Source organism: Thermoanaerobacterium sp. CMT5567-10 (assembly GCF_030534315.2).
Lineage (GTDB): Bacteria > Bacillota > Thermoanaerobacteria > Thermoanaerobacterales > Thermoanaerobacteraceae > Thermoanaerobacterium.
Genome location: NZ_CP130558.2, coordinates 496114 through 512974, shown reverse-complemented (window position 1 = coordinate 512974; position 16861 = coordinate 496114). Strand labels below are relative to the sequence as shown.

Annotated in this window: 11 protein-coding genes; 9 read left to right on the top strand and 2 right to left on the bottom strand. The window is 34.2% G+C overall.

Annotation, left to right across the window (positions count from 1 at the left end; all coding sequences use genetic code 11):
- Position 1 precedes the first annotated feature (1 nt).
- From Q2T46_RS02790 to Q2T46_RS02780, 3 genes are read left to right on the top strand one after another with little or no spacing between them, the layout of a single operon-like run.
- The gene (locus Q2T46_RS02790; RefSeq protein ID WP_303264360.1) at positions 2-1138 is read left to right on the top strand and encodes a TIGR02678 family protein; all 1137 of its coding nucleotides are present in this window, start codon (positions 2-4) and stop codon (positions 1136-1138) included.
- Entirely contained in the window at positions 1131-5303 is a 4173-nt protein-coding gene (locus Q2T46_RS02785) for a TIGR02680 family protein (protein WP_303264361.1), read from the top strand. Before Q2T46_RS02790 ends, Q2T46_RS02785 begins: the two co-directional genes overlap by 8 nt.
- A complete protein-coding gene (locus tag Q2T46_RS02780; protein WP_303264362.1) occupies positions 5304-6581 on the top strand; it encodes a TIGR02679 family protein in 1278 nt (425 codons plus the stop codon).
- Between the two features lie 54 nt (positions 6582-6635).
- Here Q2T46_RS02780 and Q2T46_RS02775 read toward each other — a convergent pair whose 3' ends face one another.
- Positions 6636-7463, bottom strand: a complete 828-nt coding sequence (locus Q2T46_RS02775) for an Rpn family recombination-promoting nuclease/putative transposase (RefSeq protein WP_303265825.1) — start codon at positions 7461-7463, stop codon at positions 6636-6638.
- A gap of 247 nt (positions 7464-7710) precedes the next feature.
- Here Q2T46_RS02775 and Q2T46_RS02770 point away from each other — a divergent pair, with 247 nt between their 5' ends.
- The 3 genes from Q2T46_RS02770 (at position 7711) to galU (ending at position 10735) form a co-directional block, all read left to right on the top strand.
- Positions 7711-9081 carry a phosphomannomutase/phosphoglucomutase gene (locus Q2T46_RS02770; protein WP_303264363.1) on the top strand — a complete coding sequence of 457 codons (1371 nt, stop codon included), beginning with the start codon at positions 7711-7713 and terminating at the stop codon, positions 9079-9081.
- Positions 9082-9238: 157 nt separating this feature from the next.
- Entirely contained in the window at positions 9239-9802 is a 564-nt protein-coding gene (gene loaP, locus Q2T46_RS02765; protein ID WP_303264364.1) for an antiterminator LoaP, read from the top strand.
- Between the two features lie 18 nt (positions 9803-9820).
- Positions 9821-10735: a UTP--glucose-1-phosphate uridylyltransferase GalU gene (gene galU, locus Q2T46_RS02760; protein ID WP_303264365.1), complete on the top strand. Its 915-nt coding sequence runs from the start codon at positions 9821-9823 to the stop codon at positions 10733-10735.
- 458 nt (positions 10736-11193) lie between these two features.
- On the opposite strand, the gene Q2T46_RS02755 is transcribed toward galU, so the two are convergent.
- Complete coding sequence (locus Q2T46_RS02755) at positions 11194-12120, bottom strand: LCP family protein (protein ID WP_303264366.1); 927 nt, start codon at positions 12118-12120, stop codon at positions 11194-11196.
- A 173-nt stretch (positions 12121-12293) separates the two neighbouring features.
- On the opposite strand from Q2T46_RS02755, the gene Q2T46_RS02750 reads away from it, so the two are divergent.
- The 3 genes from Q2T46_RS02750 (at position 12294) to Q2T46_RS02740 (ending at position 16861) form a co-directional block, all read left to right on the top strand.
- Entirely contained in the window at positions 12294-13346 is a 1053-nt protein-coding gene (locus Q2T46_RS02750) for a hypothetical protein (protein ID WP_303264367.1), read from the top strand.
- 100 nt (positions 13347-13446) lie between these two features.
- Complete coding sequence (locus Q2T46_RS02745) at positions 13447-14100, top strand: DUF2225 domain-containing protein (protein WP_303264368.1); 654 nt, start codon at positions 13447-13449, stop codon at positions 14098-14100.
- A gap of 64 nt (positions 14101-14164) precedes the next feature.
- Entirely contained in the window at positions 14165-16861 is a 2697-nt protein-coding gene (locus Q2T46_RS02740) for a calcium-translocating P-type ATPase, SERCA-type (RefSeq protein ID WP_311062313.1), read from the top strand.

Below are 16861 nucleotides of genomic sequence, written 5' to 3'. Positions count from 1 at the left end.
ATTGGATGAACTTAAGATACTTTTAGAGAACTTTTGGGTTACAAAAGATGATACGGAAATGTTTAATAGAATACGTGACAATGAAAAGAAATTAAGATCATTTGTAGAGGATAAGTTAGGATATCGGCTTATCGTGAATCCACTTCTTATAAAGCTGGAGAAGATACCGGGTGATGCTGAAGATTGGATGGGGATCGAAGAATTTCAAAGTCCTATGGACTACGCATTTTTATGCCTACTTCTTGCATTTTTAGAAGATATGGGGATAGGTGACCAATTTATACTTTCAAATATAACGGAGTATATCGAGATGCAGTATGATGGCATAGAAAGTGTTGACTGGACCCTTTTTAAGCATAGAAAATCTCTTGTCAGGGTGCTTAATTTTGCAGAAAAACTGAAAATGATAAAAGTCGATGATGGAGAACAGGAAAGATTTGCTGATAATCGTGAAATAGAGGTTTTATATGAAAATACAGGACTTTCTAGGTATTTTATGAGAATTATGAACAACGAAATAAGCGAAGAGATGACATTGGATGATTTTATGAAGGACGACAGGTATGAGGACAATAAGGTTCTTGAGAGAAGGCATAGGGTCTACAGAAAACTTCTTTTATCTCCAGCCGTTTACTATGAGGGACCTGACGATCAAGACTTTATCTACATAAAAAATTATAGAAATACGATAGAAAAAGACTTTGACGATTATCTCGATTCGAAACTGCACATTCATAAAACATCTGCATACATAATTTTCGATGAGAATAAGTATGCAACATCTTATTTCCCAGACAATAAAAATATATCTGATATAGTGCTTCAAATCGCGTATGTTTTAAGAGAGATGATAGATTCCGGTAATTTAAATGTAGGAGTAGATGATTGCATTGAAATTACAGAAGGACAATTTATGAATATCATATCTGATGTAAAGAATAGGTTTAAAAATGGATGGAGCAAGGTATACGCTGATATGAATGATGATAAATTATTTAATGAGATTACAGAGTTTATGGAAAGTTGGAAAATGGTAATATACAATGATGATACCCACTCGTATACTTTGATGCCGATCTTAGGCAAGTTTATTGGTGAATATCGAAGTGATTTTAAAGGAGCAATTCAAAATGGATGATAGATGGATAATTAATAGAGCTGGTCTTCTTAACTTTTGGTATTATGATGATGAAGTATTCGAATTTTCTGGAGGAAGGCTTCTTCTAAGAGGTTCCAATGGTTCAGGAAAATCTGTAACTATGCAGAGCTTTATACCTCTTCTTTTAGATGGTAATAAAAGCCCTGAAAGGCTAGATCCATTTGGCTCAAGGGCTAGAAGGCTTGAGGACTATCTTTTAGGTGAAGAAGATGTAAATGGAATTGACGAGAGAACTGGTTACCTTTATATGGAATTTAAGAAAGGAAGTAAAGATAACTATATCTCTATAGGCATAGGCCTTAAGGCAAAGAGACATCAAAGCATGGACTTTTGGGGATTTATCATTAAAGATGGAAGACGAATAGGTATTGATATATTGCTTTATAAGATGGAGACAGGTATCGATGGTAAGAGAGTCAAAATACCTTTGTCAAAAAAAGAGCTTAAAAATTGCATTGGAAGCGGCGGAGAAGTAGTTGATTCACAAAGAGAATACATGGAATTAGTAAATAAAAATATATTTGGCTTTTCAAGCATTGATGACTATGATGAACTTATTAAGCTTTTAATACAGCTTAGGAGTCCAAAGCTTTCTAAGGATTTCAGACCAACGGTTATATACGACATATTGAGGGCATCTCTTTCACCTTTGACAGATGATGATTTAAGGCCAATGTCTGAAACGATAGAAAACATGGATCAAATAAAGCTGCACCTGGACTCGCTGAATAAAAATATGAAATCCTTAAAGAAGTTGAAAAATGAATACGACAGGTATAATAAGTTTATGCTTTATTATAAAGCAGAGAAACTTTTGATGCAGAAAAATGAGCTTTCTAAAGTACGAAAACAAAGCGAGGAGATAAGGCAAAGCATTGAAAAAAATAATCAGGATGTTCTCAAGGGTGAAGACAAAATATCGGAACTTGCAAGCGAGCTTCAGGCATTAAAAAATAAAGAAATTCAATTAAGGAAAAACGATGCCTTTAATACACAAAGAGAACTTGTTGAAGAAGAAAATATTTTAAAACAATACAGAAAAGACAAGAATTTAAAAGAGCTTCAGCTTAAAAAGAAAAAAGATCGATATTTTGAAATAGAAGAAGAATTAAAGAACCTTGAAGGCAGAGAATATTCAATTGATAAAAATATAAAGGACAATCTTGAATGTATGGATTCCATATCTGAAGAAGTCAATTTTGATGAGCACAGCTTCTCAGAAGAAGAATTGAAGAAATCGTATGGTAAAGATTTTGACTTTGATTTTTGGAACAATTCATTAAAGGAATATACAGGGAAAGTAAGGAAGGCATTAGATGCCCTTAATGACGAGGCAGAGGCAAATCAAAAGTACAATGATGCATTGCTTGAAGAAGATAGGTTGAGAAAGGCAAATGAGGACTTGAAGCGAAAAGTCAATGAAATTGAGATTTTGTTTGATGAAGAAAAGAGCAGGTTCATTGACAAAATATATGATTGGTCAGATACGAATAAACTTTTGAAGCTTAATAGAGAGGACATCGAAAAACTTGCCAGGATCGTACTGTCATACGGTGAGACAAGCGTGTACGAAGATCTGATATCATCTATAAGGAAGCCATATGATGATATCAGAGGAAGACTTCAGATGGATATGCTTAAAGTTAAAAATGAGTTGGACTTAAAAAATTCTCAGCTTGATGAAAAAGAAGAGGAATTAAGAAAATGGAAAGAGACGGAAGATCCTGAGCCAGAGCGCAGTGAACAAGTTCTAGAAAACAGAAAAAGACTGGATAAAGCGGGAATTGCATATGTACCACTTTATAAAGCGATTGATTTTAAAAATGATATTGATGATGATACAAAAGGAAATATTGAATCAGCTCTTATAGATATGGGAATCTTGGATGCACTTATTGTGTCAAGAAGCGATTTAGACAGAGCAATGAAAATGGATAAGGACATGGCAGATAAGTATATCGTTCCGGGGACTTTTAACATGAAGCTTAATGTATTGCAGTATTTTAATGTTGTCGATTCAAATAGCGGTGTCAGCCCGGAGGAAATTTCAGATGCCTTAAGCAATGTATTTATTTATGAGGAAGAGAATGCAACATATATAAATGATGATGGCACGTATGGAATAGGGATTTTAAAGGGGAAAGCAGCAGGAAATGTAAAGTCAAGGTATATAGGTTTTGAATCGAGACGGCGCTTTAGAGATGAAATGATATCATCCATAGCTAAGGAAATAAGCATCATAAAAGATGAGATAAGAAAACTTAACGATAGACAATTGTCAATAAAGTCCCAATTAAGTGACTTAGATGTAGAATATAAAAATTTTCCAGAAAAAGATGATTTGGAAGAAGCACTAAAAGAATTGAAAGAAGCACAATCTAATCAAAAATTTACTGAGAATAAGTTGAACGATGCAACGCTTACAGCTAAAAAGTTTTTTGATGTGCTTCAAGAAAAGAGGGCGGTTGTAAGGAAATTGACATCGGGAATCGGCATACATGCAGATGTGAAATCTTACCAAGATGCTTTAGGCGAATTAGATGAGTACAAAAATCTCCTACAGAAATTACAGATAAATTACAATAGCTATATTACTGTTTTAAGAAATATAGAAACGAGAAAAATGCAGAAACAGGATATCGAGTATGACATTGATAATTACAAGTTTGAGATTGATGTATTAGATACGAAGATAAAAAACAGCATAGAAAAGATCAATGTATTAAAAGAAACCATTGAAAAACTTGGTATAGAAGACCTTCAAAAGGAGCTTTCACAGTGTATAAAAAGGATTGACGATATACCAAAGGAAATAAATGATTTAACTGCTAAAACTGCTGCTCTTAAAGAGAGAGTAGTCCTGCAAGAAAAAGAATATGAAAGATTGAGAGAAGAAATAAGGAAAAACGAGGATATTTTAAACATATACGATAAAGGGTTAAAAGATGAAATAGCATTGGGATTTATTGATGAGCTTATAGATCTAGATGATATGTATAAAGCAGCGAAGACTATTCAATCACAGTACAAAGAGATGTTTGCAAAGTTTGATAAAGATAGTGCAACAGAAAAGCTTAGAAATGCGTTTTATGTCTGTATAAATGAACTTGTGGAATTTGGGCTTTCATTAGACGTAGTAGAAAATGAACAAAGTGATGTAGGTATGGGCACTTATCAGGAGATATATAAAGATTTAAGGAGATATCAGATAACAGCGAAAGTAAATGACAAAACGATATCGCTTTATGGATTGTACAACATGATCGATGAAGATATAAAGATAAACGAAAATCTTATGAAGGAAAAGGATAGACAACTTTTTGAGGACATAATCATGCACAATGTAGGACGTAAGATCAGAAGTAGAATCTTTAAAGCAGAAGAATGGGTTAAAAAAATGAATGATTTAATGTCTCAACGCGATACGTCAAGCGGTCTTAAGTTTCAATTAGAATGGAAGCCAAAGGTCGCTACAAATGAGCAAGAACTTAATACAAGAGAGCTTGTAGAGCTATTGAAGCTTGATGCAGACATGATGAAAGAAGAAGATTTTAATTTAGTAGTAAATCACTTTAGATCAAAGGTTGAAAGTGCAAAGAAAATATATGAAGAAAACAGCAATACTGATACATTCCACCAGATAATGAAGAGCATTCTCGACTATAGAGACTGGTTTGAGTTTAAGCTGTATTTCAAAAAAGAAGGAGAAAATCGCAAAGAGCTTACGAATAACGCGTTTTACAAGTTCAGCGGTGGAGAGAAAGCCATGGCTATGTATATACCTCTTTTTTCAGCTGTTTATTCAATGTATCAATCAGCGTCATCACAAGCACCAAAGATTATATCGCTTGATGAGGCTTTTGCAGGAGTAGATGATAACAACATAAGGGATATGTTTAAGCTCATAGAAGATTTGGGATTAAATTTTATCATGAACTCTCAAGTATTGTGGGGAGATTATGATACGGTGCCAGAGCTGTCTATATACGAGCTTATAAGACCTAAAAATGCAAGCTATGTGTCTTTGATAAAGTACAAGTGGGATGGGAAGATCAGGCATTTAGTTACCGACATTGAAGAAAGTGTTGAAGCAACAAATGATTTTCCATACGATGAGGTTGCATTTACAAAAGCAGGTGAATAGATGAAAGCTGAAGATATAGAGTTCTTTAAAAGAAACAAAGGATATGAAAGGATATTTAAAGCCATACGCGATAAGTATAAAAGCATAGGAAGGATAGGCGGTGTAATCAAACTTGATGACTTGACGGATTCGGAAAAAGAAGTATTGTCTAACCATTTTAAAAAAGACTTTAGCAAACGAAAATCAGTAAATATCGATGTCAATAAATTTGCAGCGACATTTTTAAATACGAGATTTGAAGAATACAGCTTAATCGATATATTAGAATCGTATTTTGATGAAAAGCTGACCAGCAAAAAAGATGATATGTACCAGTATGCAAATGAAAAAGAAAAGTTCTTTAATAGATTTTTATCTGATTATGAAGGGACAAAATGCTGGCAGTGGTTGAAATCTATTTATGATAATAAAGCTGTAGGCCTAAGAACGATAAACCAGAGATATGACAGTAATCGCACTTTGCTCGAAAGAGATATAAAATACGTTTGTGATGCACTGAATAGACTTCCGGTTTATGAAGGAAAAAAGTTAAGGCTTCCAGTCTTTTCATCGCATATCACTAGAGATCCGCATGGATTTGACGTAAATACTGACTGCGGTAAAATGTTTATAAATGCATTGTCTACGATTTTTGGGGTCGAGGAGGTAAAAAATTCTGAAGAGATTGCTGAGCTTTTTTATAGGGCTGGTATTGTGATTGATGAGATATCGAATTTTGTGACGCTTAAAGGGCTTTTGGCTTATAGTGCAGATAAGTGCAACAAGGTATTTAAAGCGGCATATGAGTGCAATGAAGTTTTGCAAGTACCGCTTTACAATCTTAGTGAGATCGACAGGGTTGAGAGTCCATCAAAAAAGGTATTTGTTTTAGAAAATCCAGGTGTTTTTTTGTCCGTATGCGACTTTATAAAGAAACCTGTTCCACTTGTCTGCGCATATGGTCAGCCGAGGTTGTCATTGCTTGTCCTTTTAGATATGCTATATAAAAATGGTACAGACATATATTATTCAGGTGATTTTGACCCAGAAGGAATACAGATAGCGCATAGATTTTTCAAAAGATATCCTGAAAGATTCCATTTTTTGAGGTATGATGTTGAAGATTATATAAAAGCTTTATCAGATAAGACATTGACTGAATCAAGGCTTAAAATGCTAGATAAGATCGATACGGTTCAATTAAAGCCTTTAATAGATAAAATGAGATTATTGAGAAAAACTGGTTATCAAGAGCTTATTATTGATGATATCATTAAAGATGTATTGGCAATGAATTAATTAAAAAATGAGCATAACAAATTACTTTTTGAATTGTTATGCTCATTACTTGTTTTAATTTATTAATTTTTTTATCTCTTCTTTTGCTAATTCTGTAATTTTTGCTATTTTATCAATATCCATACCTTCTTCTAATAATTTTTTAGCAATTTTTATGCTTTTTTCTTTTTCACCTTTTTCAATACCTTTTTCAAAGCCTTTCTCAATTATCATTTTATACGTCTCGGATTCTTCAATTCTAAACATCTTCATCACCTCCGAAAAAACTTTCTCAATAACTTCTCTTTTAAAAACTATACCTGATAATATCTCTGCCTTAAATGCTATGTCCTTCTTTTTGTTTATGTCCAAAGGAATGTCTTTTATGGCTTCAACACATCTTTCCAGATATTTTTCTCCTTCTTCTTTCCTTCTATTTTTGTCCATCAATGGTAGAAGTGAATACAAGTCATAATAATCTGTCTTTACAACATCGGTATATTTTATGTCGCCAACATTTATTATTCTGTATTTATAGTCTAATGTGTTCTGTTCTCCAAAGTCATAGTTTAAACTATTTGCCATTTTCACATTGTCTTTTCCTATATATACGACTATCTGATATGGTAAGAGATTGTGCTTTTCCATTATCTCTAGGGAATATCTTAGCATCCTATAAGGCATTTTTCTGTCATTTTCTGATTGAAATTCTATGTGCACAGCCACATTTCCTTTGTCTGTAGTGCATTTGAATATCATGTCGCTGTCCCTTCGTTCGACTCTTTCAAATTCTATATTTAATTCATCAATCTTTGTGTATTGTAGTCCTAAAAAATAACTCATTATGTCATCGGCCATATCCGAAAAAATATTTTTCATCGTTATATCGTATTTCTGGCTCATACTTCTTCCTTCCATTTCTCTTAATCCTTACAATTATTATACCACACGGTTTTACAAAAAGATATAGATAATATAATTGTATATAATATTGCTGTAACAGCGTTAATCATAGACTCTTTGATAATAATGAACAAAATTTATAGATAATTCAATGTTAATTTGACAGAATTTTATTGGTTCAACTTGTGAATGTAATATTTTAGTATATAATATATTATGAAACGCTAATTTTAGAGGAGGGATTTTTATGGCATTAAACCAAAATATGTTTAGAATGTACGATATACGTGGTGTATGGAATGATGACCTTACTGAGGAAACAGCAGAACTTATTGGTAAAGCCTTCGGTACATATATTCAAAATGAAAAAGGCATAAAAGACGTAATTGTAGGCAGGGACAACAGGATATCATCAAAACCTATAAGGAATGCGGTAGTAAATGGACTTACCTCTACTGGCTGCAATGTGCTGGATATCGGTGTTCTATCGACGCCTGCTTTTTATTATTCCCGCATACTGTACAATTACGATGCAGGACTTATGATAACAGCAAGCCACAATCCACCACAGTTTAACGGATTTAAAGTTGCATTTGGACCGTCAACTATATATGGGGATGAGCTTAAGAAGCTCTATTATATTGCAGAGAATGGCGATTTCAAGACAGGGGCAGGTTCTTTGAAATATGCATATCCGATACAAAGTTATATAAAGATGATACAGGCCAAAGTAAAACTTGGCAATAGAAAGCTTAAAGTAGTTGTTGACTGCGGAAACGGCACATGCTCAAACATCTATCCAGATATTGTATATGGACTTGGGTGCGAAGTGTACCCGCTTTACTGCGAATCAGATCCAACATTTCCAAACCATTTTCCGGACCCAGTCAACGCAGACAATTTGAAAGACCTGATAAAAGAGGTTAAAAGACTTGGTGCAGACGTTGGCATAGCTTTTGACGGCGATGGAGATAGGATTGGCGTCGTTGACGAAAAAGGCAATATAATATGGGGCGATATGCTGATGGTGCTTTACTGGAGAGAAATCATGAAAAAGCATCCTGGAGCAGACGCTATAGTTGAAGTAAAATGTTCAAAGGCACTGCCAGAAGAGATAAAGAAACTGGGCGGCAATCCTATCTTCTACAAGACGGGTCACAGCCTTATAAAAGCCAAAATGAAAGAGCTTAATGCTGTTTTTACAGGTGAGATGTCAGGTCACATGTTCTTTGCAGACGAGTATTACGGCTACGACGATGCAGCATATGCTGCAGCAAGGCTTTTAAGAATACTTTCCAATACAGATAAGACATTATCGGAGCTTCTTTCTGATGTTCCAAAATATCCGTCAACGCCGGAATTGAGATTGCACTGCGATGATGAAAAGAAATTTGACGTTGTGAAAGGTGTGACAGAGTATTTTAGGGGAAAAGGATATGATTTAATAGATATCGACGGTGCAAGAGTTATGTTTGACGGTGGATGGGGGCTTGTCAGAGCTTCAAATACAGGACCAGAATTGATCGTAAGGTGCGAGGCTGATACAGAGGCAAGGCTAGAAGAGATAAAAAGTGAACTTGCAGAAGTATTAAAGAAATACGGCGTTGAGCTTAAGTAGATATAAATGGAAGGGACAGTGCTTTTAATGAGATATCTGTCCCTTTTACACTGGAAAAATTTCTAAAAAATTTGTTGTAAACGGTCACTAAAGGAGGAATTTCAGCAAGTAATGTCGAATACATTTTAGAAATGCATTAAAAAAGGAGGCAGCATATGTGAAAGATGGTGAAAAATGGTATGTTATATACACAAGAACGGGGGATGAATTAAAGGTAAAGAGGTTAATCGAATTATTATTTAGCAAGCTCAATAAGAAGCCTATTAGAGTATTGATACCTAAAAGAGCGATAATTGAAAGAAAGGGAAAAAAGCGGGTAGAGAAGATCAAATTTTTATTTCCTGGCTATGTCTTTATTAAAACTAATATGTGTTTTGAAATATATTATGAGATTTCAAAGTTACCTCATTTTTTGAAATTCTTAAAAGATGACGTGGAGCCCGCTGAGGTTAGAGATGACGAAATAAGAATTATACTTTCGCTTGTGGGCGACTCTGACATTGTTGGATTCTCAACAGGAATCAAGATAGGTGGTAAAGTTAAGATAATCGATGGACCGCTTAAGGGGTTTGAAGGTCTCATTGAAAAAATTGACAGGCGGAAAGGAAGGGTAAAAGTAAGGCTAAATGTATCTGGAAATGTTAATCTTGTAGATTTAGGTATACGCATAGTGGAAAATTTAGATAAAAGCGAAAAAGATGAGCTTTCAGAAGTTTCGTGATACGATGGAGGAATACATATGAAAATAAGAAAAGCGATAATTCCAGCGGCAGGACTTGGAACTAGGTTTTTGCCTGCAACAAAAGCACAGCCAAAAGAAATGCTTCCAATAGTTGATAAGCCCACGATTCAATATATAGTAGAAGAAGCTGTAAACTCTGGCATAGAAGATATACTCATTATAACAGGAAGAAACAAAAGAGCCATAGAAGACCATTTCGACAAATCTGTAGAATTAGAGTTAGAATTAAAGAAAAAAGGCAAAGAAAATCTTTTAAATCTCGTTGAAGATATAACAAATATGGTGGATATACATTATATAAGGCAAAAAGAGCCAAAGGGACTTGGCCATGCCATTTATTGTGCACATACATTTGTAGGAGATGAGCCATTTGCAGTTCTTTTAGGAGATGATATAGTTGATGCAGAAGTACCTGTATTGAAGCAGATGATAGAACAGTACGAAAGATACAACTGCTCTATAATAGGCGTACAAGAAGTACCAAAGAGTGAAGTAGACAAATACGGCATAGTAGATGCCAACATGATTGATGACAGGCTGTATAGAGTAAACAACCTAGTAGAGAAGCCAAAAAAAGAAGAAGCACCGTCAAACATGGCCATACTTGGAAGGTATATAATATCGCCAAGGATATTTGATATACTAAAAGACTTAAGGCCCGGAGCAGGTGGAGAAATACAGCTTACTGATGCACTTAAAGTCTTATTAAACTATGAAGCAATATATGCATATAATTTTGAAGGAAAGAGGTATGATGTAGGAGATAAATTAGGGTATCTTAAAGCAACTGTTGAATATGCTTTGAAAAGAGACGACTTAAAAGATGACTTTATAAAATACTTAAAAACTCTAAATTTAGCTAGCTGTGATGCTTTGGAAGATGTTGCGATTTCTGGTTTAGATGTAAAATAAGATTTGGTCTAAGGATATTTCCCCTTTTATTTCTGTCATCATTTGACTTATACGTTATTACATGGTTTACGATTTTATTGCTAGTAGGCCCCTATACTCTACAGTAAATGTATAATTTTTTCATCATATGAGGACAGTATATTTAATCATTCATTAAATAATATTTAAAATGATTAAAAGTTCTTAAATTTTGATTTTCCACTTATTTTATGATAAATGTTATTAATGAAATAAAAATAAGAGTAAAAAATGTATTTTTTACTCTTATCATGTATGTATAAAATTATGCAGAATAATATGGTATTACAGATAATAAAATAGCTACTTATTTCCTGCTAAATAGTATTTGTGATATAATTCTTCTGTTATATGACTATGGAAAAATATAGTCAATATAATTTCGGCAAATTTTTCAAAATTTTAGCTAAAATTGTGTTTTTTTAATATAACTCGACAATTTACTTAAATTCTTTAAGTATTTCATTCAGTTTTTCCATATCGGGCTTCCAGTAGCTTATATTGTTTAAATTATAGAAACTTCCTGGTACTGTGTAAGTTTTAATGTCATCAGCGTTTACATCTTTCATCACCGAAATCAAGGCAAGTATCTGATTGAAGTTAAGGTTTGTGTATATATCACCTTTAAAAGCATTGTACAATTTTAGGTATGAAGATACATCATTTTTGTTTGCCTTTAATTGTTTTAAAAAAGCCAGTAAAAATTGCTGCTGTCTTTTTACTCTATTTATGTCTCCCATCGGGTCGTAACGCCATCTAACATATTCTTCAGCTTTTTTGCCGTCTAAAACCTGATAACCTTTGTTTAAATTGGCACCGTGTGTGTGCATGTCTTCTTCAACGTTTATTGGAATGCCACCAACAGCATCGACTATCTGAGAGATATTTTGCATATCTATTGATACGTAGTAATTAACATCGATTCCTAGAAAGTTGCTGATTGTCTTCAAGCTTAATTCATATCCGCTTTTGCCCATGCCACCATATGGATATGCAGCATTTATTTTATCGTATCCTTCTCTGTCTGGTATTTGAACGTATGTATCTCTTGGAATCGATAAAAGATTTACTTTTTTTGTTTTTAAGTCGATTGAAAATATCCCTATTGTATCTGTCCTAAAGTTTCCTATTGTTTTTATTCTTTCATCTGTCATATCTAAACCGAGAAATGCCAAATATATTTTGTCAGCGTTAAATTCGGATTTATCTTTTTTAGCTGTATCGATGTCGCTTGAACTTTTTGGTGCTTCACTGTTTCTAAATGCGGTTTCAGGGTTATTTATCACATTATAACTTTTGTAGGCCCAAATAGATAGTGCAATGATAACGGCAATAACTAATATAAATATTAATCTTTTTTTCTTCATCATATTTCTCCTTGTCCATTTAGATGTTTAAAAATTAATTCTTTAATATTAGGAAAAATCTACTTTTTCACATTATACATCAAATGGAAGGCAAAGTAAAAAGCAAATATATAAATAAAAACTTTTTTGGGGAGTATATATATTAATGAAATAGCATTGGGGAGGTGGAACTTTTGAGCAAAAAAGAATTATCGGTGTTTTCTATTGCTGCAACATATATAGGTACTGTCGTTGGTGCAGGTTTTGCATCTGGACAAGAAGTTCTTCAGTTTTTTGGATATCATGGCATAAAAGGCTTTATAGGTCTTTTTGTTGCAGCTTTTATATTTATTTTATATGGGTATTTTATTTTATTGCTGGGAAATAGGCTTAATGCTGTTTCACATTATGAAGTCATTATGGAAGCTGGAGGACCTGTATTTGGGAAGATAATAGATTATGTGATTATATTTTTCTTATTTGGTGCTTTTACAGCCATGCTGGCAGGCACAGGAGCTATTTTTAAAGAACAGTTTGGACTACCTACACAGATTGGATCTGTAATGATGGCTGTAATATCTGTTATGACTGTATTGACAGGAATAGCAGGTGTAATCTCTGCTATTTCTTTTGTTGTCCCGATTTTGCTGATTGGTGTGTTTGTAGTAAGCATACTAGCTATCTTCTATGCTCCTGATATTGCGGTAATTGGTCGTATTTCGATGCCGTTTGATGCGGCAGTCAAAAATTTTTTCATGTCTGGAATTATTTATGCTTCGTACAACTTATTGATGTCTGTTGCAATACTAGCACCACTTGGAAATCAAACATCAAAAAAATTGAATCTAAAAATGGGTGCTTTATTTGGAGGTATAGGCTTATGGCTTGGCGCTACAATGATTTTGATTGCTATTCTTACAAATATGCCGAAGGCATCTCAGTATCAAATACCTATGCTGTATATAGCAGGCAAGTATTCTAAAACATTGAAGCTTATTTACAGTTTTATTTTGATTGCAGAAATTTACACGACGGCAGTTGGAAATCTTTACGGCTTTGCTGCAAGGCTTACAGATACAAAAAGCATAAAATACAAGATTTATACGATTGTAACTGGCGGTATAGCGCTTATTTTAAGCGGATTTGGTTTTTCAAAGCTTGTACATTATATATACCCTTTGGCCGGCTATGCAGGCATTGCTATGCTAGTTGGATTGACATATGGAGTAATTAAGAAAAAAACTTAGTAAGATTAAATATTCCAGTTAATATTTTCTCTTAAAAATTCGAAATATATAATGTTAAAATAATTGTAGAGCAGACTTTGCTATAGACGGGAGTGAAACTATGAATACATTTTTGTACGATGTTAAGACAAAATGCCCAGTTTGCGGTAGGGAATTTACTTATACTAAAGTAAGGATGTCGCATCTTAAAGTGTTGGAGAGAAGAAAGGACCTATATATTAAATATGATGGGATAGAGCCCTTTTTTTATGACCCTATCGTTTGTCCAAATTGTGGATATGCAGCTTTAAGTGATGTTTTTAATAATATCAGTGATGAAGGCAAAAAAGAAATATTATCAAAAATTACTACCAACTGGACTAAGAGGAAATTTTCTGGTGAAAGAACACCACAAAAGGCGCTTGAATCATATCTCTTATCACTTTACTGCTCACAGCTTAAGAATGATAAAGATATTATTTTTGCAAAGACATGTCTTAGAATTGCATGGATATACAATATTTTGAATGATTCTAGCAATGAAAATAGATATTTAAAAATCTCATTAGAAATGTATAAAAAGGCATATGAAGGCTTTGAAGCGTATGATGGGGAGATACAGCTTATATACATGATAGGTGAGTTAAACAAGATATTAGGTTATAGAGACGAAGCGCTAAAATGGTTCAATAAAGTTATAAATCATCCTGATAGAAAAAATCATTCTCTAATTGTGAATTATGCAAAGGATGAATGGCAAAGCTTAAAAATATGAGGTCATGTTTTTACATGTAACCTCATATTTTTATATGAAGAGAAATGTACAAAGGGGGGTACAAATGTTTCAAACAAAAAAACCTGAAAATGGAGCAATTTACTTCTTTAACAATGAAGTAGATAAAAATGGGTTAAGCGAACAAGAAGCACGAAAAAGATTGTTAAAATACGGTCCTAATGTACTTGAGGAAGGGAAAAAATTGACGGCATTGGATATTTTTTTAGATCAATTCAGGGATTTTATAATAATGGTTCTTTTAGCTGCAACGCTTATTTCTGCAATCATGGGAGAAATTGCAGATGCAGTTACTATTACTATAATAATTATCTTGAATGCCGTATTGGGGTTTATGCAGGAATACAGGACAGAACAGTCTTTAGAAGCACTAAAAAAGCTATCGGCTCCATCGTCAAAAGTAATTAGAGATGGGGTTATCAAGGAAATTCCGTCTGAAGAAATAACGATTGATGATGTAATCGTACTTGAAGCTGGCGATAGAGTACCTGCAGATGCTGTCGTTTTTGAATCATATAATCTCAAATTAGATGAATCTATTTTAACAGGCGAATCTGTTCCGGTATCGAAAGAGCCCACGGAGATAGGAAATAGAAAGACTGTAGAGAAAAAAAGCATTATATACATGGGGACAGTAGTTACAAACGGAAGGTGCAAGGCACTTGTTGTAGATGTCGGCATGAGGACAGAGATGGGCAAGATTGCAGGCATGATTAAAGAGATTGATGACAATATGACACCCCTTCAAAAGAGACTTGACAAATTGGGTAAAATTCTTGTAACAGGATCGTTATTGATTTGTGCGCTTGTGACAGTGATTGGCATTGCTAGAGGTGAATCCATATATTATATGTTTTTATCAGGTGTAAGCCTTGCTGTTGCTGCTATTCCAGAAGGACTTCCTGCGGTTGTGACGGTATCCCTTGCAATAGGCGTGCAGAGGATGTTAAAAAGAAATGCCATTGTAAGGAAACTTCCGGCCGTAGAGACACTTGGATGTACCAATGTTATCTGCACTGATAAGACAGGTACGCTGACAGAAAATAAAATGACAGTGAAAAAGATTTTTGTAAATGACGATGTAGTAGAAATTGAAGGGAAGAATATGCAGAGCAGATTTGTATCGAGAGGTAAGAAAATAGATACAGCATATGATGCAACAATAAAAAGGCTTTTGGAGATCGGTGCTGTATGCAATAACGCTGATGTAAAAATAGACAGGTTTAAGGTTCGCAGTGAATTTGTTGATGATGTTAAATATTACGGTGAACCTACAGAGGCAGCTATTTTGTATGCATCTATTTTAGGTGGTATATCAAAAGAGTCTGTAGAGCGAAAGATAAGGCGCATTGAAGAGATTCCATTTGATTCTGACAGAAAAAGGATGAGCGTCGTGGTTGAGGAAAATGGCTTGATGTATGCATTTACGAAGGGTGCCCCAGATGTTGTAGTCGAACTATGCACTAAGGTTTTAAAGGATGGAAGGGAGGTTCCACTCAGCTCTTTTGAAAAGAAGAAAATACTTGAGGCAAATGAAAGGTTCAGCAGAAGTGCTCTTAGGGTTTTAGCATTTGCATATAGAAGGCTGCCGAAAGGCATTAGATATGATTCAACAAATATTGAAAAAGACTTGGTATTTGTGGGATTGGAAGGAATGATAGATCCTCCCAGAAAGGAAGCTTATGATGCTGTTTTTAAATGCAAATTGGCAGGGATAAAGCCAATTATGATAACGGGTGATCATAAACTGACTGCCGCTGCGATTGCAGATGAATTAAATATACATAGCAAGACAGAAAATATCATGACAGGTGACGAAATAGACAAAATAGATGATAAAACACTCTGTGAGGCGGTGGAAAATACGACAGTATATGCTAGAGTCTCGCCAAAGCATAAGCTCCGCATTGTCAGAGCTCTTAAGAAGAGGGGATTTACTGTTGCAATGACCGGCGATGGAGTAAATGATGCACCTGCAATTAAAGAAGCTGATATTGGAATCTCAATGGGGAAAAGCGGTACAGACGTAGCGAAAGAGGCGTCATCAATGATTTTGACTGATGACAATTTTGCAACTATAGTTGCGGCTATTGAGGAAGGCAGAATAATATACGACAACATAAGAAAATTTATAAGGTACCTGCTTTCTTGCAATATTGGAGAAGTCATTACTATGTTTATAGCGGCTTTGACATCATTAGAGCTTCCACTTGTACCCATTCAGATTTTGATGGTGAATCTTGTAACAGATGGTTTGCCAGCTCTAGCCCTAGGTCTCGATCCTGCAGATAAAGATATAATGAATTTAAAGCCGAGAAAAGCCGACGAAAGTATTTTTTCAAATGGACTTGGGACTAGAATAGGTATTGTAGGTATTTTAATGGCGATATGTACTTTGTCTTCTTATGTATTTGCATTGACATACGGCACTTTGGATAGAGCAAGAACGATCGCTTTTTCAACGCTTGTCATGGTTGAGCTTATACATTCTTTTGAATGTAGATCAGAGAGGCATTTGATATTTGAACTTGGTGTATTCAGCAATAAATATCTTATAATCGCCTCTACTGTATCGTTTTTACTGTTTGTCTCAACTATATACATACCATTTTTAAGCAGTGTCTTTAAAACTGCCCCACTTACGTGGTTTGACTGGCTGGTAGTAGTATTTTTCTCCTCGATAGAGTTTGTCTTTAATAACTTGTATACGGCATTTGTACTGCCAAAAAAAGAGGCGAAGTAA